26 protein-coding genes are annotated in these 22,978 nt (G+C 70.8%); 9 read left to right on the forward strand and 17 right to left on the reverse strand.

Annotated elements, in window-relative coordinates; all coding sequences use genetic code 11:
• Nucleotides 1-33: 33 nt before the first annotated feature.
• Both ACWCO8_RS27580 and ACWCO8_RS27585 read left to right on the forward strand, forming a co-directional pair.
• A complete protein-coding gene (locus tag ACWCO8_RS27580) occupies nt 34-1,053 on the forward strand; it encodes an ATP-binding cassette domain-containing protein (protein ID WP_451034524.1) in 1,020 nt (339 codons plus the stop codon).
• Nucleotides 1,034-1,789 (forward strand): ABC transporter permease, encoded by a 756-nt coding sequence (locus tag ACWCO8_RS27585; protein ID WP_451034525.1) that lies wholly within the window; start codon nt 1,034-1,036, stop codon nt 1,787-1,789. The genes ACWCO8_RS27580 and ACWCO8_RS27585 overlap by 20 nt, the downstream gene beginning before the upstream one ends.
• Before the next feature lie 42 nt (nt 1,790-1,831).
• Here the strand turns inward: ACWCO8_RS27585 and ACWCO8_RS27590 are convergent, their stop codons facing one another.
• Nucleotides 1,832-3,076, reverse strand: a complete 1,245-nt coding sequence (locus ACWCO8_RS27590) for a GNAT family N-acetyltransferase (RefSeq protein ID WP_451034526.1) — start codon at nt 3,074-3,076, stop codon at nt 1,832-1,834.
• Nucleotides 3,077-3,154: 78 nt separating this feature from the next.
• Nucleotides 3,155-3,739, reverse strand: coding sequence for an RsiG family protein (locus ACWCO8_RS27595; protein WP_451034527.1), 585 nt, complete (start codon nt 3,737-3,739; stop codon nt 3,155-3,157).
• Between the two features lie 126 nt (nt 3,740-3,865).
• Here ACWCO8_RS27595 and dtd point away from each other — a divergent pair, with 126 nt between their 5' ends.
• Nucleotides 3,866-4,291, forward strand: coding sequence for a D-aminoacyl-tRNA deacylase (dtd, locus tag ACWCO8_RS27600; RefSeq protein WP_451034528.1), 426 nt, complete (start codon nt 3,866-3,868; stop codon nt 4,289-4,291).
• Nucleotides 4,292-4,326: 35 nt separating this feature from the next.
• On the opposite strand, the gene ygfZ is transcribed toward dtd, so the two are convergent.
• The 6 genes from ygfZ to ACWCO8_RS27630 all read right to left on the reverse strand — a co-directional run bounded on the left by ygfZ (nt 4,327) and on the right by ACWCO8_RS27630 (nt 9,119).
• On the reverse strand, nt 4,327-5,292 hold the full coding sequence (gene ygfZ / locus ACWCO8_RS27605; protein ID WP_451034576.1) for a CAF17-like 4Fe-4S cluster assembly/insertion protein YgfZ: 966 nt from the start codon (nt 5,290-5,292) through the stop codon (nt 4,327-4,329).
• Between the two features lie 24 nt (nt 5,293-5,316).
• Entirely contained in the window at nt 5,317-5,754 is a 438-nt protein-coding gene (locus ACWCO8_RS27610; RefSeq protein ID WP_451034529.1) for a Fur family transcriptional regulator, read from the reverse strand.
• A gap of 50 nt (nt 5,755-5,804) precedes the next feature.
• Complete coding sequence (locus tag ACWCO8_RS27615) at nt 5,805-6,377, reverse strand: FABP family protein (RefSeq protein ID WP_362007727.1); 573 nt, start codon at nt 6,375-6,377, stop codon at nt 5,805-5,807.
• A gap of 260 nt (nt 6,378-6,637) precedes the next feature.
• A complete protein-coding gene (locus ACWCO8_RS27620; protein WP_451034530.1) occupies nt 6,638-7,546 on the reverse strand; it encodes a hypothetical protein in 909 nt (302 codons plus the stop codon).
• Nucleotides 7,543-8,349 carry a hypothetical protein gene (locus tag ACWCO8_RS27625; RefSeq protein WP_451034531.1) on the reverse strand — a complete coding sequence of 269 codons (807 nt, stop codon included), beginning with the start codon at nt 8,347-8,349 and terminating at the stop codon, nt 7,543-7,545. The genes ACWCO8_RS27620 and ACWCO8_RS27625 overlap by 4 nt, the downstream gene beginning before the upstream one ends.
• Before the next feature lie 17 nt (nt 8,350-8,366).
• Nucleotides 8,367-9,119 carry a hypothetical protein gene (locus ACWCO8_RS27630; RefSeq protein WP_451034532.1) on the reverse strand — a complete coding sequence of 251 codons (753 nt, stop codon included), beginning with the start codon at nt 9,117-9,119 and terminating at the stop codon, nt 8,367-8,369.
• Nucleotides 9,120-9,232: 113 nt separating this feature from the next.
• On the opposite strand from ACWCO8_RS27630, the gene ACWCO8_RS27635 reads away from it, so the two are divergent.
• A complete protein-coding gene (locus ACWCO8_RS27635) occupies nt 9,233-9,595 on the forward strand; it encodes a DsrE family protein (protein ID WP_362007740.1) in 363 nt (120 codons plus the stop codon).
• Nucleotides 9,596-9,605: 10 nt separating this feature from the next.
• On the opposite strand, the gene ACWCO8_RS27640 is transcribed toward ACWCO8_RS27635, so the two are convergent.
• The 7 genes from ACWCO8_RS27640 to ACWCO8_RS27670 all read right to left on the reverse strand — a co-directional run bounded on the left by ACWCO8_RS27640 (nt 9,606) and on the right by ACWCO8_RS27670 (nt 14,634).
• A complete protein-coding gene (locus tag ACWCO8_RS27640; protein ID WP_362007742.1) occupies nt 9,606-9,869 on the reverse strand; it encodes a DUF3099 domain-containing protein in 264 nt (87 codons plus the stop codon).
• A 121-nt stretch (nt 9,870-9,990) separates the two neighbouring features.
• A complete protein-coding gene (locus tag ACWCO8_RS27645) occupies nt 9,991-10,278 on the reverse strand; it encodes a DUF1416 domain-containing protein (RefSeq protein ID WP_356607213.1) in 288 nt (95 codons plus the stop codon).
• Between the two features lie 48 nt (nt 10,279-10,326).
• The gene (locus tag ACWCO8_RS27650) at nt 10,327-11,166 is read right to left on the reverse strand and encodes a sulfurtransferase (RefSeq protein ID WP_362007744.1); all 840 of its coding nucleotides are present in this window, start codon (nt 11,164-11,166) and stop codon (nt 10,327-10,329) included.
• A 430-nt stretch (nt 11,167-11,596) separates the two neighbouring features.
• Nucleotides 11,597-12,286: an LmeA family phospholipid-binding protein gene (locus ACWCO8_RS27655; protein ID WP_451034533.1), complete on the reverse strand. Its 690-nt coding sequence runs from the start codon at nt 12,284-12,286 to the stop codon at nt 11,597-11,599.
• A gap of 100 nt (nt 12,287-12,386) precedes the next feature.
• Entirely contained in the window at nt 12,387-13,595 is a 1,209-nt protein-coding gene (locus ACWCO8_RS27660; RefSeq protein ID WP_451034534.1) for a hypothetical protein, read from the reverse strand.
• Nucleotides 13,531-13,785, reverse strand: coding sequence for a MoaD/ThiS family protein (locus tag ACWCO8_RS27665; RefSeq protein ID WP_315896192.1), 255 nt, complete (start codon nt 13,783-13,785; stop codon nt 13,531-13,533). Before ACWCO8_RS27665 ends, ACWCO8_RS27660 begins: the two co-directional genes overlap by 65 nt.
• A gap of 45 nt (nt 13,786-13,830) precedes the next feature.
• A complete protein-coding gene (locus tag ACWCO8_RS27670; RefSeq protein ID WP_362007753.1) occupies nt 13,831-14,634 on the reverse strand; it encodes an alpha/beta hydrolase in 804 nt (267 codons plus the stop codon).
• 243 nt (nt 14,635-14,877) lie between these two features.
• Between ACWCO8_RS27670 and ACWCO8_RS27675 the strand changes: the two genes are divergently transcribed.
• The 5 genes from ACWCO8_RS27675 to ACWCO8_RS27695 all read left to right on the forward strand — a co-directional run bounded on the left by ACWCO8_RS27675 (nt 14,878) and on the right by ACWCO8_RS27695 (nt 20,142).
• Nucleotides 14,878-15,675, forward strand: coding sequence for a response regulator transcription factor (locus ACWCO8_RS27675; RefSeq protein ID WP_362007756.1), 798 nt, complete (start codon nt 14,878-14,880; stop codon nt 15,673-15,675).
• A gap of 24 nt (nt 15,676-15,699) precedes the next feature.
• Nucleotides 15,700-16,728, forward strand: coding sequence for a LacI family DNA-binding transcriptional regulator (locus tag ACWCO8_RS27680; RefSeq protein ID WP_362007758.1), 1,029 nt, complete (start codon nt 15,700-15,702; stop codon nt 16,726-16,728).
• Between the two features lie 146 nt (nt 16,729-16,874).
• Nucleotides 16,875-17,939, forward strand: coding sequence for a S1C family serine protease (locus ACWCO8_RS27685; RefSeq protein WP_451034535.1), 1,065 nt, complete (start codon nt 16,875-16,877; stop codon nt 17,937-17,939).
• A 20-nt stretch (nt 17,940-17,959) separates the two neighbouring features.
• Nucleotides 17,960-18,715, forward strand: a complete 756-nt coding sequence (locus tag ACWCO8_RS27690; protein ID WP_451034536.1) for a response regulator transcription factor — start codon at nt 17,960-17,962, stop codon at nt 18,713-18,715.
• A complete protein-coding gene (locus tag ACWCO8_RS27695) occupies nt 18,712-20,142 on the forward strand; it encodes a sensor histidine kinase (RefSeq protein ID WP_451034537.1) in 1,431 nt (476 codons plus the stop codon). The genes ACWCO8_RS27690 and ACWCO8_RS27695 overlap by 4 nt, the downstream gene beginning before the upstream one ends.
• Here ACWCO8_RS27695 and ACWCO8_RS27700 read toward each other — a convergent pair.
• Nucleotides 20,107-20,958, reverse strand: a complete 852-nt coding sequence (locus tag ACWCO8_RS27700; RefSeq protein WP_451034538.1) for a phosphatidylinositol-specific phospholipase C — start codon at nt 20,956-20,958, stop codon at nt 20,107-20,109. The two genes, ACWCO8_RS27695 and ACWCO8_RS27700, sit on opposite strands and share 36 nt — an antisense overlap.
• Nucleotides 20,959-21,076: 118 nt before the next feature.
• The gene (locus ACWCO8_RS27705; protein ID WP_451034539.1) at nt 21,077-22,900 is read right to left on the reverse strand and encodes a bifunctional metallophosphatase/5'-nucleotidase; all 1,824 of its coding nucleotides are present in this window, start codon (nt 22,898-22,900) and stop codon (nt 21,077-21,079) included.
• Nucleotides 22,901-22,978 lie beyond the last annotated feature (78 nt).

Here is a 22,978-nt window from a genome sequence, read left to right on the forward strand (position 1 = left end):
GCATACGCAGTACCGAATCCCAGGGGGACCCTCATGCCATCCGCCATCGAAGCCACCGGCCTGCGCAAGGCCTACGGCGCCGTCCCCGTCCTCGACTCCCTCGACCTACGGGTCGACGAGGGCACGATCTTCGCCCTGCTCGGACCCAACGGCGCCGGCAAGACCACCACCGTCCGCATCCTGACCACGCTCACCGAGCCGGACGCCGGCCACGCGCGCGTGGCCGGGTACGACATCGCCGCCGAGCGGTCCCGGGTGCGCCGCGCGATCAGCCTCACCGGCCAGTTCGCCGCCGTCGACGAGATGCAGACCGGCGCCGAGAACCTGCGCATGATGGCCCGGCTCTCCGGGCTCTCCCGCCGGGCCGCCGACCGGCGCGCCGCCGAACTCCTGGAGCGCTTCGGCCTCACCGACGCGGGCCGCCGCCTCGCCAAGACGTACTCCGGCGGCATGCGCCGCCGCCTCGACCTCGCCGCCGGCCTGGTCCGCGACCCCGGCGAGACGTCGGTGATCTTCCTCGACGAGCCGACGACCGGCCTCGACCCGCGCAGCCGCAAGGAGCTCTGGGAGATCGTCCGCGCCCTCTCCGACAGCGGTACGACGGTCTTCCTCACCACCCAGTACCTGGAGGAGGCCGACCTGCTCGCCGACCGCATCGCCGTCATGAACGCCGGCCGCGTCGTCGCCGAGGGCACCGCGCAGGCCCTGAAGGCCCGCCTGGCCGACCACCGCCTCGACCTCGTCCTGCGCGACCGGGAGACCTACCTCCGGCTCGCCGACCGGGCCGTCCACCACGAGCCCGAGGCCCTCACCCTCGGCGTCGCCACCGACGGCAGCGCCGCCCACGTCCGCGAGCTCCTCGACACCCTCGACCCGGACCGCACCGACGTCGTCCGCTTCACGCTGCGCGGCGCGACCCTCGACGACGTGTTCCTGGCGCTCACGGAAAAGCAGGCCGAAAGGCCCACCGAAGCGCCCACCGCGCAGTCCACCACCGACCCCGCCGCCAACCCGACCGAGAAGGAGTCCGCCCATGTCGACGCCCGTATCTGACGCCCTGACGATGACCGGCCGCGGGCTCCGCCTCGGCCGCCGGAACATCGACGCCGTCATCACCTCGATGATGCTGCCGATCATCCTGATGCTGGTCTTCGTCTACTTCTTCGGCGGAGCCATCGACACCGGCACCCGCTACGTGACGTACGTCGTCCCCGGCGTCCTCATCCTCTGCTCCGGCTTCGGCTCCGCCGGCACCGGCGTCTCCGTCAGCGAGGACATGAAGGGCGGGATCATCGACCGGTTCCGCTCGCTCGACATCGGCGGTACGCCGATCCTCGCCGGTCATGTCGGCGCCAGCGTCGCCCGCAACCTCGTCGCCACCGTGCTCGTCTTCGGCGTGGCCTTCGCCATCGGCTTCCGGCCCTCCGCGACCCCGCTCGGCTGGCTCGCCGCGCTCGGGCTGCTCGTCGCCTTCATCACCGCGATCTCCTGGTTCGCGGCGGCGGCCGGGCTGCTCGCCCGCACCCCCGAGGCGGCGGGCGGGATCACCTTCTTCATGATGTTCCTGCCCTACCCGAGCAGCGCGTTCGTCCCCGTCGAGACCATGCCGAGCTGGCTCCACGGCTTCGCCGAGCACCAGCCCGTCACCCCGCTCATCGAGTCGATGCGCGGGCTGCTGCTCGACCAGCCGGTGGGCAACACGCCCTGGATCGCGCTCGCGTGGTGCGCCGGCATCCTGGCGGTGTCGGTCGCCGCGTCCGGGGCGCTGTTCCGCCACCGTACGAAGTGAAGCGCTGAGGGCGGCTCAGAACCCGACCCACCGCGCGGCGGCTCAGAATATGTCGGGGCACCACGGGCGGCGCGCGGCCCGCAGCAGGACGTCCGCCCGGACGGCCGCGCCCGCCGCGAGCCCCTCGACCCGGCCCAGCTCCGCAAGCCGTACGACCGACTCGTCACCGAGCGACAGCGTGCCCAACTCGGCGACATCCAGGGCGAGATCGGCGGACTCGGTGGTACGGGAGACCTCCGCGCCGTCCGGGGAGGCGTCGAGCCGGTAGCGCCCGCCCGCGAGCCCGGCGGCGTCCCGCACCTCCAGGACGAGGCTGCCGGAACTCGCGTACGTACGCCCCTCGAAGACCTTGGCGACGTCCAGGACCCTGAGCCACAGCATGTCGGCGTGGCTGACCACCCTCGCGGCGCGCGGGTCGGGCAGGAGCAGCGGGAGGACGTCGTCGGGGGCGCGCAGGCCGGAGCGGACCTTGGTGACCCAGTCCAGGGAGCACATGTACCGCCAGAGCGCCCGCTCGGCGGCCGGGGTGCAGCCGATCAGGTCCCGGACGGTGGCGGTGTTGACCGGCTGCTTGCCGTCGTCCCACTTGTCGTCGGAGCGGTAGGCGACATAGCCCTCGACCTCGCCGGACGCGGAGCGGTAGACGGCGTAGAAGGGCTCGATCCACGGCTCGCCCTGGAAGCCGAGGCCGGTGCCGCGCTCCCAGCCCTGGGTGTCGCGGTTCGGGACACCGGCCCGGACCCGGGCCAGGCGGCGGTGCACCTCGGGGGCGACCTTGCGGACCTCGGCGCCGTCGGAGATCTCGATCGTGCCGCCGTCCTCGGGCTGCCCGGTGCGGCGCGGGTCGAGCCCGGCGCGGGGGACGTCGACGGACCACTCGGTGGTCCAGGCGGCCGGGCCGAAGCCGTACCGCCCGTAGATCGGGTACTCGGCGGCGATGAGCGACGCGACGGCGTCACCCCGCTCCTTCGCGGCCGCCAGGTCCGCCGTCATCACCCGGCTCAGCACACCGCGCCTGCGGTGGGACGGCGAGACGGTCACCTGGCTGACGGCGTCGGCGACGAGCGAGCCGCCACCGACGGTGGACAGCTCCTGCGTGAACGTACGGAAGGTGGCGACGATCCGGCCCCGGTCGAAGACCCCCAGCGTCCGGGACAGGTCGAACTGCGGGCGCCGCTGCTCGACCTCCTCGTCCGTGACGAGGGGTGGCCGGAGGAACCCGGTCTTGAGCGCACGCAGCCAATCACCCAACTCGGACTCGCCCACGGGGCGCACCTCAAGACTCATACCAGCGAGGCTATGGCGCCCACCCGACCGCCCGCACCCCGGTTTTTCACCGGGCGAGGACGGTCGGAGACAGTCGGCTCAGGCCAGCAGGTCGTCGACCTGCGCCTCGCCCTCGCGATAGCGGCGGGTGATCTCGGCGCTGCAGTCGTCGGCCGTCCCCTGGAGCTCGCGCCGCCGCCGCGAGATCTGCTGCTCGCACCCCGCGAGCCGGCCCATCGCCGCGTGCAGCTCGTCGTCGCTCCGCGCCCCGAGGTCGGACAGCTCGACCTCCGAGAGCATCTCCTCGACCAGCTGCCGGTACTCCTCGCTCCGCGGCGTCGACAGCGTCACGTGCCGCGCCGAGGCCGCCCGCCGCGAAGGCACGTCCGCCAGGATCTCCGAGAGCCGGTCGAGCACCGGTGACTCCGGATCCGTCCGCCGGGCCAGCTCGGCCCGCAGGATGTCGATACGGCCCTGCAGCATCCGCCGTACGTAGCTGAGGTCGGCCTCCTCGCCCTGCGCGTCACGGCGCAGCGCGCGCAGCTCCGGCAGTCGCAGCGCGGCCATGTCCGGCCGCGAGGCCGCCGCCGGCAGCGCGGGCTCGGCCGTCCGCTGCACGGGCGGACGTACGCCCACTCCGGAACCGAATCGGGCCGGCGTCTGCCCGGCGCCAGATGCACTCATGTGAATCGTCCCCTCGACCGGCGCGGAACCGCACCGCCTGACACGCATGGTGCCACTCCCGCACATGCACGTGCAGGCGCTCTGCACCCGTTCAGCCCCTATGCGTCGGTCTGTAGGTTGGTCTGTATGCGTGCAGTGGTACAGAGGGTGGACGGCGCGAGCGTCGTCGTCGCAGGCGAGACGGTCGGCGAGATCGTCGGCGAAGGGCTGTGTGTGCTGGTGGGAGTGACCCACGAGGACACACCGGAGAAGGCGGCGCAACTTGCCCGAAAGCTCTGGTCCGTCCGGATTCTGGAGGGTGAGAAATCCTGTTCGGACACCAATGCGGCCTTGTTGGTGATTTCTCAGTTCACCCTCTACGGGGACGCCCGCAAGGGCCGCAGACCCACCTGGAACGCGGCCGCGCCCGGCCCGGTCGCCGAGCCGCTCGTCGACGAGGTGGTCGCGCGGCTGCGGGAGCTGGGGGCGCACGTGGAGACGGGCCGGTTCGGAGCGGACATGCGCGTCTCGCTCACGAATCACGGCCCGTTCACGGTGCTCGTGGAGGTCTGACCCAGAGGCCTAGGGCCTGTCGTTTGGATCAGGCCCTACGGCTCGACGACCGTCTCCTGGGCGGCGGCGGTCTCCCCCGCCATCAGCTCGGCGTCCACGGGAACGTTCCGCTTCACCATCGCGAGCGCGATCGGACCGAGCTCGTGGTGGCGGCCGGAGGTGGTGATGAAACCGAGCTGGCGCCCCTCGGCGCCGTCCGCCGCGAGCCGGATCGGGGTGCCGTGGCCCGGCAGGTGCACCTCGCTGCCGTCCAGGTGCAGGAAGACCAGGCGGCGCGGCGGCTTCCCCAGGTTGTGGACACGGGCGACGGTCTCCTGGCCGCGGTAGCAGCCCTTCTGCAGGTGCACCGCGCTGCCGATCCAGCCCAGCTCGTGCGGGATGGTCCGGTGGTCGGTCTCGAAGCCGAGCCGCGGCCGGTGCGCCTCGATCCGCAGCGCCTCGTACGCGAGGATCCCGGCGGCCGGCCCGTGCGTACCGGCGAAGGCCTCGAGCTCGTCCCGGGACAGGAACAGATCCCGCCCGTGCGGAGTCTCCCGTACGACAACGCCCTCCGGGACCTCGGCGATGGAGCCGGCCGGGAGGTGGACGACGGCGACGTCGGCCGTACGGTCGGCGACCTCGACCCGGTAGAAGAACTTCATCGACTCCAGATAGGCGATGAGCTCGTCCTGCGTACCGGGCTCCACATGCGCCCAGACCGTCTCGCCGTCGTCGACGAGATACAGGGCGTGCTCGATGTGACCGTTCGCGGAGAGGATCAGCGCCTCGGTGGCCGTGCCCACCGGCAGCTCGCTCACGTGCTGGGTGAGCAGCAGGTGCAGCCAGCTCAGCCGGTCGTCGCCGGAGACGGCGACGACACCGCGGTGCGAGAGGTCGACGAAACCGTCACCGGCGGCGAGGGCGCGCTGCTCACGGAACAGATCGCCGTAGTGCGAGGCGACGCCTTCGTCACGGCCTTCGGCGGGAACGGCGCCGGGCAGGGACAGCAGAGGGCTCTTCACCACAGGGCTCTTCATGGGGCAAGCCTACGACTGCGTACCGGCGTCCTTCTTCGCACAGTCCTGACACCGGCCGAAGATCGCGAAATGCTTCATGTCCGTCTCGAAACCGAAGGTCTCCTTCAGCTTCGAGGTGAACCCGGCGGCGACCTCGACATCCGCCTCGATGACGTTCGTACAGTCCCGGCAGACCAGGTGCAGATGGTGGTGCCGGTCGGCGAGGTGGTACGTCGGCGCCCCGTGCCCGAGGTGGGCGTGGGAGACCAGCCCCAGCTCCTCCAGGAGCTCCAGGGTCCGGTACACGGTGGAGATGTTCACCCCGGAGGCCGTCTTGCGGACCTCGCCCAGGATGTCGTCGGGCGTCGCGTGCTCCAGCGTGTCCACGGCCTCCAGGACAAGCTGGCGCTGCGGCGTCAGCCGATAGCCGCGCTGCCGCAGGTCGCTCTTCCAGTCGGTGCTCACCACGCCCCCCAGTGTAGGAGGGCGTGGCGGAATACCGGCTCTTCGTGCCGGGCCTACTTGAAGAAGGCGATGCCGTCGTCCGGCAGGTCGCCGAGGTTGCGCGCCATCTCGGCGACCTCCTCGGGCGTGACGACCTTCTTCAGGTGCGCCGACATGTACGGGCGGAGCGGGACCTCGGGGGTCGCCTTCTCGCCGACCCACATGAGGTCGCCCTTGACGTAGCCGTACAGCCGCTTGCCACCGCTGTACGGGCCGGAGGCCGCGGTACGGGCCACGGCGTCCGTGACCAGGTCGATCTGCGGCTTCTTGTCGGCCAGCTCGCCGTACCAGATCTCGACGATGCCCTGGTCGCGGACCATGACGGTCTCGACCTTGCGGTCCTTGTCGATCCGCCAGTAGCCGCTCTCGCTCTCCAGCGGGCGGACCTGCTTGCCGTCGTTGTCGAGCACCCACGAGTGCGAGTGGTACTCGATGAAGTCCCGGCCGTCGTGGCTGAAGGTCACGGACTGCCCGAAGTTGCACTTCTCGGCACCGGGGAAGTCGGCCACGCCCGCGCCTTCCCACGTTCCGAGGAGGAACGCGAGGGGGACGAGGCCCGGGTTGAGGTCGGACGGGATCTCGATCATGAGCAGCTCTGTCGTTCCGTAGACGTCGAGTTTTTCGAGTTATTCGAGGTGCTTAGCGCTGGCCCTGGTACAGCTTCTTCACGGCCAGACCGGTGAACGCGAGGACGGCGACACAGACCAGGGCCAGGAGAACTTCGAAGAAGATGATCACGGGTGCTCCTCGGATGAGCGTGAAGGCAGAACGGGCCGGACCCCACTTTAGTCTGCGGGGGCCCGGCCCTCTCTGTGAGGTACGTCCGGCGCTGTCCTGAGCCGTACGGTCAGCCCAGGAGCTGGTTCTGCAGCGCGACGGTCTGCTGGAACGGGACGGTGAGCGCCTCGCCCTTGCGGGTCTGGGTGATCAGCGCCAGGGTGTCCCCGGCCTGGATGTAGACCCAGCGGGTCTGGTCGGCGTTGTGCGGGAGTTCGACGTAGGCGTACGGCACGGTGTACGCCACCCGGATGTCGCTCGGGAAGGTGCCGTCGAACTCGACCCCCTCGACCCCGTCGAGAAGCGGACCGTCGACGGTGCCGGCCTCGAGCGCGTCGTCCTTGAAAGCCTCCGCGAAGGCCACCGAGTTGAACCGGAGCAGGTGGATCCGGGTCGTGGTGCCGTCCGGCATGGTCCAGCCCCGGGCGGCGATGTGCCGCAGTGCGGACTCGGCGAGCGGCGTGGACAGCTTGGCCCGGTCGTCCTTGCGGTACTGGGACAGGAACTGGTCCACGGTGACCCAGCCACCGTTGAGCTTCGGGTCTGGCGTCGCTCCGGCCGGGGCGGGCAGCAGGAGCTTGCGCAGGTCGGCGTGGTGGATCTCGCCGTCGTTGCCCTTGGTGTAGGGCCTCGGCACACCGACCGGGAGGGCGGGCAGGCTGAGTTCCGGGTACTCCCAGCGGCCGTCGCTCTCGGTCGCGAGACCGGGCACCTCGGTGCGCTCCATGGAGGTGATGCCGAGCGCGGTCCCGGTTCCGACGCCACCGAAGACGAGCACGGCAGCGGTCCAGCGGGCGAGGGCCAGGAAGAGCGGCTTACGGGAGGGCTTGGCGGGCTGGGGCCGCTCGGCGGCCTCGGGCTGCTCGGGCAGGGATTCGGCGGCCGTGTCAGGAGCGGTCTCGGCCGCCTCGGCCGGCACCTCCGCCTTCGCCTCGGCCTCCCTCTCTGCCTCCTGCTCCGTCTGCTGCTCGGTCGTCATACGTACTCCCCCGGGGACTTGATGTGGTCCAGCTGCTTCTTGACCAGGTCGGCGACCTCGGACTTGTCGAACGGCTTGGCGCCGGCGACGGTGACCGTGACCGTGACCTCGGAGTCGTACGCCATGCAGGTCATCTCCTCCAGCTGCTTGTCCTTCTCGTCCTTGTCCAGGTCCTCGTCCGGCGGAAGCATGAAGCAGGCGGAGTTCTTGTGACCGCTGATCTTCGGCCCCTTGGGGAACTCGAAGAGTTCGAAGAGGCGCTTGCCGACCGTGAACGCGTCGCGAAGCTGCTTCTTGTCCTTCATCTGCGTGATGCGGACGTACACGACCGTGTTGCCGTCCTGCGCCGCGAAGGAGCGGACCGCGATGCCCTTGAGGCCGAGCTTGTCGACCTCCTTCTCGTACTCGCGGCGCTTCTTGCCCGCGAGCCCCTTGCCCTCCTGCTTCAGCAGCGCGCGGGCCTCCTGCTCGTTCAGCTCGTCGTCGTTGCCGTACGACTCGACGTCGGGGCCGAGCTCGTACCCCTCGGGCACGGGCAGGAGCAGCTTGCTCATCGGCGTCGATGCCTTGCCGCGCGTGACACTCAGGGCCGCCGGGTCCTCCTCGTCCGCCGTCATCTCCGGCGCTGCCCAGGTGATCGTCTCCGCGCTGCGGTCGGCGGAGTCGACGGTGACGGCGGTGTACGTGACGCCCCCACCGATCGCCCCGAGGACGAGGACGGCGGGAAGGACGACGGTCAGCAGCTTGCGCCCACGGCGTGCCTTCGTCGGCTCCGCGGCCGACTCGGTCACGGGCTCGGTCACGGTGTTCAGTTCCTCGCTCACAGGCGCCCCAGCTGCTTCTCGGCCACCGAACTGATGTCCTTCGCGGAGATCTTCTTGGTGTCGAACATGAAGATCGCGACCATGATGTCGCCGCGGTGGAAGTACGCCCTGGCCTGGAACATGTCCAGGTACCCCGCCTTGCGCTTCACCGGGAACAGGTAGTAGCGGCCGTTGGCGGAGCCCTTGATCGGCTCGCCCTCGGACCGGGCGTAATCCTCGTCGGGCATGTAGTCCATCTGGTCCTCGGCGTGGTCCCGCGCCCCGTCGAAATCGCTGGAGCGGTACTGGACCAAGGCGATGTCGGTCGTGCGGTACTTGCCGGTCTGCCAGGACGTGGTCGCGATGCGCCGCACGTCGTTGCCCAGCTGATGGTTGAGCGCGCTGCCGGGGTTCTTGAAGTCCCTGGCGTACGCGGGCACCGTCATCCACGCGTCGTGGTCACCGAACAATTTGTCCTTCGCGCCCGCCGGCCTCGGCACCAGCAGCTTGCGCAGGTCGCCGTCCGTCTTGACCTTGCGGTCCTCGGAGGCCGGCAGCGCCGCGGGCTTCTGGCCCTGGGGCAGGGGCTTCGGGTAGGCGAGACCGGGCTGGTTCAGGGCGGGCAGCGGCGTCGGCTCACGATCGGCCTGGATGCCGTAACCCACGGCGGTACCGCCGACGAGGCCGAGAACGGCGGCGACGGCGATCAGGCCGATCGTCCGCCCGGTGCGACGCCGGCGCGGCGGGGCCGCGACGGCGCTTACTTCCATGGCTTCCAAAGGGTCCCCCCACGAGACCTGAATGACGGATTCCGTTATCCGTGCACATCGCTGACACGTGAGGGGTGCATGGGGTTGCAGAGGTCCGCATTACAGTTCGGTATATGGCGAAGAAGCTCGTGATCAAGGTGACCGCCGGGGCCGACGCCCCCGAACGCTGCTCCCAGGCCTTCACGGTGGCCGCCGTGGCCGTGGCGAGCGGGGTCGAGGTCTCGCTCTGGCTGACGGGCGAGTCCTCGTGGTTCGCGCTCCCGGGCCGGGCGGCCGAGTTCGACCTGCCGCACGCGGCACCGCTCCCGGACCTCATCGACTCGATCCTGGCGGCCGGCCGGATCACCCTCTGCACGCAGTGCGCGGCCCGCCGCGAGATCACGGAGAAGGACGTCCTGCAGGGCATCCGCATCGCGGGCGCCCAGGTCTTCGTCCAAGAAGCCATGACGGACGAAACCCAAGCACTCGTCTACTGAGTAGACAGGGTCAGCGTTCCCGGCGCTTCTTCCCGTCGAGTTCGTCCCACCACTCGTCCGACTGCGGATCCCCGGACGGATCGTCCCACCAGCGATCCTCCGGCCCCCGCCGGTTCGCGATCATCGCGGCGACCGGCGGCATGACCATGGCGACGACGCACATGCCGATGGCGACGGGCATCGAAAACAGCCGCACGACGGCCCAGGCCCCGACGAAGAGCACCAGGCAGATGCCCATCATCCAGAAGTAGACATGCCGCCGACGCGCGTACATACCTCAAGCGTAGGCCCGGCAGGACCGTCCGGGCAGACCGAAGGGCCGTGCCTCGAGTCCCGGATGGCGTCCAACCCCCAGAAAGGCACGGCCCTTCGGCCGGTTCAGCGGTGCGGTGGCGTCAGACCGCGATGGCGACCTCCGCGAGGCCACCCTGCTGGGCCACGACCTGGCGGTCGGCGGTGCCGCCGGGGACCAGGGCGCGGACGGTCCAGGTGCCCTCGGCCGCGTAGAAGCGGAACTGGCCGGTCGCGGAGGTGGGGACCTCGGCGGTGAACTCACCGGTCGAGTCCAGGAGGCGGACGTAACCGGTGACGGGCTCGCCGTCCTTGGTCACGAAGCCCTGGATGGTGGTCTCACCGGGCTTGATCGTCGAGGCGTCGGGGCCGCCGGGCTGCGCTCCACACATGTTTCTGTCCTTACGGTCGGGAGGTCCGGGAGAGGGGTCCGGAGAGGCTTACTTGTTCGCGCCGAGCTCGATCGGCACGCCCACGAGGGAGCCGTACTCGGTCCACGAGCCGTCGTAGTTCTTGACGTTCGAGACCTCGAGCAGCTCGTGCAGGACGAACCACGTGAGCGCGGAGCGCTCGCCGATGCGGCAGTAGGCGATGGTGTCCTTCGCCAGGTCGACCTGCTCGTCCTCGTAGAGGGCCTTGAGCTCGTCGTCGGACTTGAAGGTGCCGTCGTCGTTGGCGTTCTTCGACCACGGGATGTTGCGGGCGCTCGGCACGTGGCCGGGGCGCTGCGACTGCTCCTGCGGGAGGTGCGCCGGCGCGAGCAGCTTGCCGGAGAACTCGTCGGGCGAACGGACGTCGACCAGGTTCTGCGCGCCGATCGCGGCGACGACGTCGTCACGGAAGGCACGGATGGAGGTGTCCTGCGCCTTGGCCTTGTACTCGGTGGCCGGGCGGGACGGGACCTCGGCGACGAGGTCACGGGAGTCGAGCTCCCACTTCTTGCGGCCGCCGTCGAGGAGCTTCACGTCCTGGTGGCCGTAGAGCTTGAAGTACCAGTAGGCGTAGGAGGCGAACCAGTTGTTGTTGCCGCCGTAGAGGACGACCGTGGTGTCGTTCCCGATGCCCTTCGCCGACAGGAGCTTCTCGAAGCCCTCCTGGTCGATGAAGTCGCGGCGGACCGGGTCCTGCAGGTCCTTGGTCCAGTCGATCCGGATCGCGTTGCGGATGTGGTTCTTCTCGTACGCGGAGGTGTCCTCGTCGACCTCGACGACGGCAACCTGCGGGTTGTCGAGGTTCGCCTCGACCCAGTCGGCGTCTACCAGGACGTCGCTGCGGCTCATGCTGTTTCTCCTCCGGGGCAGTGTTCGGCGGTGTGTTGCGTGTGGTGCGGGTACGCGTCAATGCGGGATTGCGGGCGTACGGCTACGCGAGGTGCGGCCCCGACCGGAGGTCGAAGGGCCCGAGGAATACGGGACGCGAGGTCCCGCTCAGAGAGAGCGACAGAGCATGGCGGCGATGCGGCACAGGTCTACTGCCCGCCGCTTCGTGAGATCCGCCTGTCGCTTCATGCCCACGATCGTAGGGACGGACAGGCCGCCGTGTCACCGGTGTGTCGTATTTTGAGACGCGATCGTCCGAGATGTGGGACGTGATCGCGGGGAAAGGCTCTCTGGAGCCGTTTCCGGTGAGGTCCCGGAGGGGATTTTCTACGGGGCGGACTGGCCCGTCTCAGTATGTGGCCGCGCCCCCGAACGAGCGCGGCCGCACCCCTCAGCCCGCCAGCGTCACGTCCGTACCCGTCACGGCGATCGCCACACCGTCCGGGCGTGCCTCGATCTTGGTCAACTTCATGCCCGCCGGGAGGCCGCCGATCTCGCGGTCGAAGTCGGTCCGCTGGCGGATCAGGGACTCCAGGCCCGGAATGCCCTCGCCCGGCACCGCGTCCGCGCGCACCCGGATCGTGTCGCCGTTGACCAGCGTGACCGAGGAGATGACGCTGCGCGTGACCGTGCGGCCGAGGACCTTGACTCCGCCGGTGACCTTCAGCTTGCCGTTGTCGCCGTAGGCGACCTTCACGTCGCGGTCGGCGGCCGCGGTCAGGTCCGCGTACGAGATCAGTGCCGTGCCGGTCGCGCTGCGCGCGCGGGCGCTCGTGAAGGCGTCGTTCACCGTCACGTCGCGCAGGGCGGCGTTCATCTCGGTGATCCGGATCTTCCGGTCGCCGGCCGTGGCCTCAACGCCGGTCAGCTTCACGTCGACCTCGTCGAGCCGCTTGCCCATGACCTGGGTCAGGAAGGGGAAGCCCTTGATGTCGACCTCGGTCGAGGCGGCGCGCGCGGGGCCGAGGCGCACCTTGCCCGCCGCCTCCGACTCGGCGTACGAGACCGCGAGACGGTCGACGCCCACGAAGATCCCGCCGAGGACCACGGCCACGATCAGCAATACGCGCAACGCTCGCACGGTCTGTTCGCCCCCACCCTAGAAATAACGACTCCGGCCCCCGACACGAAGATCGACGTGTCGTGGGGCCGGTTGGTTCCCGAACGCTTGACGCAACGGCTCAGGCGAGCGCCCGTCCGAGCAGGTACACGGCCGGGGCCGCCAGGGTCAGCGGGAGCGCGACTCCGGCGGTCATGTGGACGAACCGCGACGGGTAGTCGTAGCTCGCGGCCCGCAGGCCGACGAGTGCGCCCACCCCGGCCCCGAGGCCGAGCAGCGCCCCGGAGGAGCCCAGGTCGGTGAGGGCGCCGGCGGCGATCCCAGCGCCCGCGGCGGCGAGCAGCGCCACGACGACGGAGACCGCGCCGGGCAGCGGCAGGGCACGGGCGACGACGGCCGCGGCGACCGCGAGGCCGCCGACGACGACGGCGTCGGGCGCGGCGCCGAGGTGGCCCGCGGCGACGATCGTGAGCGCGGCCGAGGCGACCGTGGCCATCAGGCCGTACATCCGCTCGTCGGGGTCCGCGTGGCTGCGCAGCTGGAGCACGAGGGTGAGCAGCACCCAGACGCCGAGGGTGCCGATGATCGCGGCGGGCGCGTTCTCCCGGCCGGCGGCGAGCAGGACGACGTCGGCGGTCAGGCCGCCGGCGAAGGCGAGGGCGATGCCCTGCCGGGCGGGCCACATGCCGTTGAGCCGGAACCAGCCGGCGGCGGTGACGGCCTGGAGCAGGACGAGCGGGACGAGCAGCGCGTACGAGCCGAGGGCCGCGCCGACGGCGAGCAGGACGCCGAGTCCGGCGGTGAGCACGGCCGGCTGGATCCCGGGCGGGATGATCGGCGACCGGCCCTCGGCCCGCGCGCGCTGGGCGTCGGTGAGGCGGGTGTGTCCGGAGACGGTGGGCGAGGACCACTCGGGCCCGGCCTCGGGCGCGGCGGACACCTCGGCGGCCACCTCGGCGGCCACCGGCGTCTCCTGCGGCAGCGGGTACGCGGCGGTCTGCGGGGTCTGCGGGGGCAGGTACGAGGTGTCGGCGGCGAACGGCTGCGGCGCAGGCGTCTGTCCCGGCGTCTGCCCCGGCGTCTGCTGGACCACCGGCTGGTACTGCGTGTCCCAGGTCTGGCCCTCCCACGTCTGCGTGACGTGCGGGTCCTGGTACCCGTACTGCTGCTGGCCGTGCTGCTGGCCGTGCTGCTGCTGCCCGTACTGCTGCTCTCCGTAATACGGGTCGTACGGCTGCTGCTGATCGCTGCTCATGCTGTGCGGTTCACCCTCCTGCGAACGGCGGGAGCACCTCGACCGTGCCGCCCTCGGCAAGGCGTACGGTCTCATGCGCGCGGGTCCCGACGGGGTCACCGTCGATGAGGAACGAACACCGCTGGAGTACGCGGACCAGCTCGCCCGGGTGCTTCGCGCGGGCGGCGTCCAGCGCCTCGGCCAGGTTCTCGGCGGTGTACGGCTCCTCGGCGACACCGGCGGCGGCCTTGGCCGCGGCCCAGTAGCGGATGGTTCCCGCTGCCATAGCGGCGCTCCCTTCGTTCGTGTGCGCGCCGCTCTCCATGATGGGCTATCCGCGGGTGAGCCAGTCCCCCAAGCGGCGCAGCAGCTCCTCGTCCGCCGCGTTCTCGGCGTGCCCCATGCCGCGCTCCAGCCACAGCTCGCACCCGGCGGCCTCGGCGAGGGTCCGGGGGTGGTCGACGGGGAAGTACGGGTCGCGGTCGCCGTGCACGATCAGGAGCGGGGTCGGCGCGATCATGGGGGCCGCTTCGATCGGGGAGAGCGGTACGGGGTTCCAGTCGCGGTGGTCGATGCGGGTCCGCAGGCCGTAGCGGCCGACGAGCCGGCCCATGGGGCGGGTGATCACCCAGTGGACGCGGCGCATCGAGGGCGTACCCCGGTAGTACCAGCGCGCCGGCGCGCTGACGGCCGCGACGGCGTCCGCGTGGCCGCCGGTGTCCCGCTCCAGGGCCGCGTGGCGCAGGACGATCGAGCCGCCCATGGAGAAGCCGAGGGTCGCCACGCGCGCGTGGCCGAGCTCACGGGCCCAGCGCACCGCGGCGGCGAGGTCGAGGACCTCCCGGTCGCCGACGGTGGAGCGGCCACCCGATCGGCCGTGTCCCCGGAAGGAGAAGGTGACGACGGCGGCGTGCTCCGCGAGGGCCCGGGCGGCGCGGCGGACGGCCGGGCGGTCGGCCGACCCGGTGAACCCGTGTGCCAGGACGAGGGCCGTATCGGTGACCCCGCGCGTACACGGTTCGTAAAGGGCCTCGATACGGACACCGTCCTCGGTGAGCAAAGTGGCACGCTGGGATCCGGATGTGGTCGAGAAGACATCCACGATATGAAATCGACCCTCTGCCTCGGAACTCATGTGGGCTATTCTGCTTGCCAGAGGATCCGGGCGACGCAGCCCCCGGGTCCTTTTGCGTTTTCCGTCCGTTGTTACGGGTGGGTGAACAAAAGCTCTCAGGGCGCGAGAGCCAGCAGTGAGCAAGTGCCGCAGTAGTCCTCGCAGGGACCGAGGAGGAACCGACGTCATGGACGAGCGAACCGAGCACGACCGACCGACAGCCCAGCCGACCGCACAGGCACAGGCACGGGTAGGTGGGATGCGATGAGTTCTCTGCTGCTCCTCACCAACGCCCTCCAGCCGTCGACCGAGGTGCTTCCCGCCCTCGGCCTGCTGCTGCACAACGTGCGGGTGGCCCCCGCCGAGGGCCCCGCCCTGGTGGACACCCCCGGAGCGGACGTCATCCTGGTCGACGGCCGGCGCGACCTCCCGCAGGTCCGCAGCCTCTGTCAGCTGCTCCGCTCCACCGGGCCCGGCTGCCCGCTGATCCTCGTCGTCACGGAGGGCGGCCTCGCGGCCGTCACCGCCGACTGGGGCATCGACGACGTGCTGCTCGACACCGCGGGCCCGGCCGAGGTCGAGGCGCGGCTGCGGCTTGCGATGGGGCGGCAGCAGATCGTCTCCGACGACTCCCCGATGGAGATCCGCAACGGCGATCTCTCCGTGGACGAGGCGACGTACAGCGCGAAGCTCAAGGGCCGGGTCCTGGACCTGACCTTCAAGGAGTTCGAGCTGCTCAAGTACCTCGCGCAGCACCCGGGCCGGGTCTTCACCCGCGCCCAGCTCCTCCAGGAGGTCTGGGGGTACGACTACTTCGGCGGCACCCGTACGGTCGACGTCCACGTGCGGCGACTTCGCGCCAAGCTCGGACCCGAGCACGAGTCGCTGATCGGCACCGTCCGTAACGTCGGATACCGCTTCGTCACGCCGGAGAAGGTGGAGCGGGCGGCCGAGGAGGCGCGGGCGAAGGAAGAGGCCCGGGTCAAGGCCACCGCGCGGGATGTCACCCCCTCGGGGGACAGGAACGTGGCAGAGGCCACAGCGCGACCTGCCGGTAGGTAGGTCACCCCGCGTAGACTGCCGCGCGTGGCCAAGGTGACGCGGGATGACGTAGCGCGACTGGCGGGTACTTCGACCGCGGTCGTGAGTTACGTCATCAACAACGGACCAAGGCCGGTCGCCCCGGCCACGCGCGAGCGTGTACTCGCCGCCATCAAGGAGCTGGGCTACCGCCCGGACCGGGTGGCGCAGGCCATGGCGTCCCGGCGCACGGACCTCATAGGCATGATCGTCCCTGACGCGCGCCAGCCGTTCTTCGGCGAGATGGCGCACGCGGTCGAACAGGCGGCCGCCGAGCGCGGCAAGATGGTCCTCGTCGGCAATTCGGACTACCGGGACGAGCGCGAGGTCCACTACCTCCGCGCCTTCCTCGGGATGCGGGTCTCCGGTCTGATCCTGGTCAGCCAGGGCATGAGCGAGCGGGCCGCGAGCGAGATCGAGGCCTGGGACGCGCGCGTGGTGCTGCTGCACGAGCGGCCCGAAGCCCTGGACGACGTCGCCGTCGTCACGGACGACATCGGGGGCGCGCAGCTCGCCACCCGGCACCTTCTGGAGCACGGGCACGAGTACGTGGCGTGTCTGGGTGGCGTGCCGAACACCCCTGCGGTCGGCGACCCGGTCGCGGACCACGAGGAGGGCTGGCGGCGCGCGATGCTGGAGTCCGGCCGGTCGATCGAGGGCCGGCTCTTCCAGGCTCCGTACAACCGCTACGACGCGTACCAGGTGGCGCTGAAGCTGCTCTCGGGCCCGGACCGGCCGCCGGCGATCTTCTGCTCCACCGACGACCAGGCCTTCGGTGTGCTGCGGGCGGCGCGGGAGCTGCGGATCGACGTGCCGACGGAGCTGGCGGTGGCGGGCTTCGACGACGTGAAGGAGGCGGCGCTGACGGATCCGCCGCTGACGACGATCTCCTCGGACCGCCCGGCGATGGCCCGGGCCGCGGTCGATCTCGTGCTCGACGACGGGCTGCGGGTGGCGGGGTCGAAGCGCGAGCGGGTGAAGCTGTTCCCGTCGGCGCTGGTGGTCCGCCGCTCCTGCGGCTGCGACGGCGGCTGACCGCTGCCTGAAGGCCCCCGGGGCCTCCTGCCCGGGGTCTTTGGACCCGGTGGACCCCGGGACTTTATATAGGGCATACAGGGTTCTGTCGGGCTTCTCAGGTCGTCCTCAGAGTGCTCTCATGTACGGCTCCGAGAGTCATTGCCATGACGGACTTCCAGCAGCCGCAGCAGCAGCCGTACTACCCGCCGCAGCCCCCGAGGCCTCCGTACGACCCCACGCAGCCGGTCACGACCGAGCCGGGTACGACGATCTGGCCGTCCGGCGGCCACACGCCCCCGGTGCCCCCGGCGGCTCCTCCGTCGCACGCCGCGCCGCCGCCGGCCCCGCGCCGGCGGGCCAAGCGGGGTGTGGGTCTCCTCGCCGCCGTCGCGATCGCCGCGGCGGCGGTCGGCGGCGGCACGGCCACCCTCGTGCAGCAGCTGACCGCGGACGGCACCCCCACCGCGAGCGGCGTCAACGGCACGACCGTCTCCGCGAGCAGCAAGGGCACGGTGGCCGGGGTCGCCGAGGCGGTCTCCCCGTCGATCGTGGAGATCTCCGCGAACTCGACCGCCGGCAAGTCCACCGGCTCCGGCGTGATCATCACCGGTGACGGCGAGATCGTCACCAACAACCACGTGATCTCCGGCGCCTCCGAGATCAGCGTGCGCCTTTCGAACGGCAAGACGTACACCGCGAAGGTCGTCGGCACGGACCCCGACAAGGACCTCGCGCTGATCAAGCTGGAGGGCGCGTCCGGGCTCAAGGCGGCCACGCTCGGGAACTCCGACAACGTGAAGGTCGGCGACGAGGTCGTCGCGATCGGCTCCCCCGAGGGGCTGACCGGCACGGTCACCAGCGGCATCGTCTCCGCGCTCGACCGCGACGTCACCGTCGCCAAGGACGAGGGCCAGGACCAGCAGCAGCGCCAGCAGTACGACCCGCGCCAGGGCTGGCCCTTCGAGTTCGGCGGCCAGGAGTTCAACGGCGACACGGGGACGTCGAAGACGACGTACAAGGCGATCCAGACGGACGCCTCGCTCAACCCGGGGAATTCCGGTGGCGCGCTGATCAATATGAACGGCGAGATCATCGGGATCAATTCGGCCATGTATTCGCCGAGTTCTTCGAACGGCTCTTCGGCCGGCAGCGTCGGCCTCGGATTCGCGATCCCCGTGAACACCCTCAAGGCCGACCTCGACAGCCTCCGCGACGGCGGTTCGAACTGAACGCGTGCGACGCTGACACCATGACTGGCGTGACAGGCGTGAACGGCGTGACCGGCCCGGAGAACGCGGGCGACCGCATCCTCATCGTCGACGACGAGCCCGCCGTACGGGAGGCGCTGCGCCGCAGCCTCGCGTTCGAGGGGTACGGGACGCAGGAGGCCGTCGACGGGGTCGACGCGCTCGCCCGCATGGAGTCGTACGCCCCCGATCTCGTCGTGCTCGACGTGCAGATGCCCCGGATGGACGGGCTGACGGCGGCGCGGCGGATCCGGGCGTCCGGCTCGACCGTGCCGATCCTGATGCTGACCGCGCGGGACACCGTCGGCGACCGGGTGACCGGGCTCGACGCGGGCGCCGACGACTACCTGGTGAAGCCCTTCGAGCTGGACGAGCTGTTCGCCCGCATCCGGGCGCTGCTGCGGCGCAGCTCGTACGCGAGCGCCGCCGAGGCCCCGGCCGACGGCGGCGACGTGCTGAGTTTCGGGGACCTGCGGATGGACCTGGCGACCCGCGAGGTGACGCGGGCCGGGCGCCGGGTGGAGCTGACGCGGACGGAGTTCACGCTCCTGGAGATGTTCCTGGCGCATCCGCGTCAGGTGCTGACCCGCGAGCAGATCCTGAAGGCGGTCTGGGGCTTCGACTTCGAGCCGTCCTCGAACTCCCTCGATGTGTACGTGATGTACCTGCGCCGGAAGACGGAGGCGGGCGGCGAGCCGCGCCTCGTGCACACGGTGCGCGGTGTCGGCTATGTGCTGCGCGGCGGAGGCCCGGAGTGAGCGGTCCCGTGTCCTGGTTCCGGTCGCGGCCCCTGCGGTCGCGGCTCGCGCTCCTGACGGCGACGGCGGTCGCCGTGGCCGTGGCCGCCGTCTCGCTGGCCTGCTGGTTCGTGACGCGGGCGCAGCTGGAGGCGGAGCTGGACTCCTCGCTGCGCAGCCTCAAGCTGGAGGGGCGTACGGTGACCACCCTGGCCCTCGCCTGCGCGCGCGGCGAGGAGTCGTCCGCGGACCTCACCGGTCCCTACACCGCCACGGTCCAGATCGTGCTGAGCAGCGGCAAGGCCTGTACGTACGGCCCCTCGCCGATCCCCGTCGAGGCGGGTGACCTGGCGGTGGCGCGCGGGCAGTTGCCGGACGCGCTGCACACGACGACCGACGAAGACGGCACCGACATGCGCGTCTACACGTACGGGCAGCCCGCCTTCCAGGACGTCGTCGGCGTCTCCGTCGCCCGGCCGCTGTCCGAGATCGACAACTCGATGGCCACGCTGCGCTGGGTGCTGCTCCTGGTCTCCGGGATCGGCGTCGTCGGCGCCGGGGCGGCCGGTCTGTGGGTGGCCAGGACCGGGCTCGAACCGGTGAACCGGCTGACGGGCGCGGTCGAGCACGTGGCGGCGACGGAGGACCTGACGGTCCGCATCCCGGCCGAGGGCGAGGACGAGATCGCCCGGCTCTCGCGCTCCTTCAACGCGATGACGGCCGCGCTCGCGGTCTCCCGCGACCGGCAGGCCCAGCTGATCGCGGACGCGGGCCACGAACTGCGGACGCCGCTGACCTCGCTCCGTACCAACATCGAGCTGCTCGCCCGCAGCGACGAGACCGGCCGCGCCCTGCCGCCGGAGGACCGGCGGGCGCTGATGGCGTCGGTGAAGGCGCAGATGACGGAGCTGGCGGCGCTCATCGGCGACCTCCAGGAGCTGGCCCGCCCGGACGCGGCGCAGCCGGGACCGCTGGAGGTCGTACCGCTGCACACGATCCTGCGCTCGGCCCTGGACCGGGCGCGGCTGCGCGGCCCCGAGCTGACCTTCGTCACGGACCTGGCGCCCTGGTACGTCCGGGCGGAGCCGGCGGCTCTGGAGCGGGCGCTGGTGAACGTCCTGGACAACGCGGTGAAGTTCTCGCCGTCCCGGGGGACGGTCGAGGTGCGGCTGATGCGCGGGGAGCTGACGGTCCGCGACCACGGCCCCGGCATCGAGCCCGACGAACTCCCGCACGTCTTCGACCGCTTCTGGCGCTCCCCGTCGGCGCGCAGCCTGCCCGGCTCGGGGCTCGGCCTGTCGATCGTGGCCCGAACCGTCCAGCAGACGGGCGGCACGGTGGAGCTGACGGCGGCCGAGGGCGGCGGCACGACGGCGGTCCTGCGACTGCCGGGCGCGCCGACGCCCCCGCCGTCAGTTGTGGCGGATGAGGGACTCGACCAGGCCTGAGCGGGTGTTCGGGTAGTCCATGACGACGATGCCGAGGCCCTTCCAGCTGTTCGCCGTACCGTCGAGGAAGCCGTGGACGCGCGGGTTGAGGTTGTCGGAGTTCCAGCGCGGCGGCAGCGAGGCGGACGTGGACACGAAGTTGATGTACAGCTTGCCGGGCTGGGCGACGGCGCTGCGGAAGTGGGCCTCGATCTTCGGGTACTTGGCGTTCGGCAGGGCGTTCCAGTCGTCCTGGATCGCGATCGCGCCGCCGTCCCACCACTTGAGGCCGGGCAGTCCGCCGTTGTCCGCGATGAGGACGACCTTGCCGCGGGCCTCGCCCAGAGTGGGGACGGTGTCGCCGATACGGAAGAGGGAGCGCCAGCCCCGGTTGTCGAGGTAGTCGGTGAAGACCGCGCCGAAGGTGGCGTCGGAGTCCGAGGAGTACTCCTGCTTGACCCGCATGAGGACGGTCTCGGAGGGATGGGCGGCGAGGAAGTCGCGGCAGGCGATGAGGACGTCGCCGAACATCATGTTCTGGTACGAGGCGCCGTGGTGGATGGCGAAGGAGCCGCCGGTGACCCGGCAGCGTACGTCCAGGAAGCGGATGCCGGCGGCGAGCTGCTGCGCGATCGTCGTGTTCTGGCACTCGGACCAGGGGCCGCCGAAGCGGGCGCCGGAGTCGTGGGTGCCGGGAAGGGTGAGCTTCTGGAGCGGGGTGGGGTCGCCGTGGCCGGCCATCCAGTCCTGGGTGGCGAGCGCCCGCGCGGGCGGGGCTCCCACCAGGAGGACGGCACCGGCTGCCGCGGCTCCCGCGAGAAAGCGTCGTCGGTCCATGCGCGGAGTATGACGCGTACGCGTCAACGAGCGCCAGGGTGTGGCGTACGCGAAAGGGGCGGCGGACCGAAGAATCGATCCACCGCCCCTGGGGCGTCGCGGAGTTACTTGACGACGGTTACTTGACGACCGTGATCCGGCCCGTGGCCGGCGGGGCCAGCGGGGCGCTCGCCGAGGAGTGGGCGCCGAGGTAGGCGGTGAACAGGTCCAGGTCGGAGGCGCCGACCAGCTTGTTCTTGTGCTCCTTCAGGACGGCGAAGCCGTCACCGCCACCGGCCAGGAACTCGTTCATCGCGACCCGGTAGGTCTTCGACGGGTCGATCGCCTCGCCGTTCAGCTTCACCGAGGAGACCACGATCCGGTCGGCGCCGGTCTTCGTCAGATCCAGGGTGTACGTGAAGCCCTTCGACACCTGGAGGATCTTCGGGGCCGCCTGGTTCGGGCCGCTGACCTGCTGCTGGAGCGCGGTGATGAGCTGGGCGCCGGTCAGGTCGACCGCGGTCATCATGTTGGTGAACGGCTGGACGGTGTACGCCTCGCCGTAGGTCACCACGCCGTCGCCCTCACCGGCCGACGCCTTGTGCACCAGCGGCGCGCGCACGCCGCCCGGGTTCATCAGCGCCAGCTGGGCGCCGCCCTTGTCGGCCGGGGCCATGCCCTCGAGCTGCGCGTCGGCGATCAGGTTGCCCAGCGACTTCTCGGGCGCGTCGAAGGGGTTGTCGACGTCACCGGAGATGTAGCCGACGGGACGGCTCGCGATCGGCGCGGCCAGCGTCTTCCAGCGGTCGATCAGCCGGGTCATGTCCTCGGCCTTGGCCACGTCACGGGTGACGACGTGGTTCGCGGAGGAGACGGCGGTGCGGACGATGTCCTTCGTACGACGGTCGTAGGTGAGCGTCGTGTCCGTGTACAGCTTGCCGAAGGAGGCCGCCGAGGTGACCGTGCGCGGCTTGCCGGACGGGTCCGGGATGGTGCACGCGTACGCCTGGTGCGTGTGGCCGGTCACCAGCGCGTCGACCTGCGGGCTGACCTTCTTCGCGATGTCCACGATCGGGCCCGAGATGCCGTCACCGGGGCCGGGGCTGTCGCAGTTGTAGTTGTACGAGCCCGAGGCCGGCACGCCGCCCTCGTGCAGCAGCGCGACGATCGACTTGACGCCCTTGCGCTCCAGGATCTTCGTGTACTTGTTGATCGTCTCGATCTCGTCGCCGAACTTCAGGCCCTTGATGCCCTCGGCGGAGACGATGTCGGCGGTGCCCTCCAGGGTCACGCCGATGAAGCCGACCTTGACCCCGTTGCGCTCCCAGATGAAGTACGGGTCGAGGACCGGGCGACCGGTCTTCTCGTTGGTCACGTTGGCCGCGAGGTACGGGAACTTCGCGCCCTTGAACCGCTTGCCCTCCTCGAAACAGCCGGCGGTCGGGTGGCACCCGCCGTTCTGCATCCGGGCCAGCTCGCGCGCGCCCTCGTCGAACTCGTGGTTGCCGACCGAGCTGACGTCGAGCTTCAGGCGGTTCAGCGCCTCGATGGTCGGCTCGTCGTGGAAGAGCCCGGAGACCAGCGGAGAGGCGCCGATCATGTCGCCGGCGGCGGCGGTGACGGAGTACGGGTTGCCCTTGCGGGCCTCACGCAGGTGCGTGGCCAGGTACTCGACGCCACCCACACCGTCGATGGTCTTCGTCGTCCCGTCGGGCTGGATCTGGGTGACCCGGCCGGCCGAGCCCGTCGGCGGCTCCAGGTTCCCGTGCAGGTCGTTGAAGGAGAGCAGCTGGACGTCGACGTAGCGCCCATAGCCGTAGCCCTGGCCCTTGCCGCCCCGGTCGTCCTTCGTCCCCGAGGCGCCCGCGGGCAGCGCGGCCACAAGCGCGCCGACGGTCGCGAGCCCCGCGCCGACGGCGAGTATCCGCCCCGCTGTCCTCTTCTTCTTCGGTGTCGCTGCCATCGCTCCCCTTGTCCCCGCGCCCCGATGTGCGGCGCCACTCGACTGCTCATTCGACTGCTGACGTGCCAGCGCAGCCTA

It is taken from the genome of Streptomyces sp. NPDC001927, from assembly GCF_053594455.1.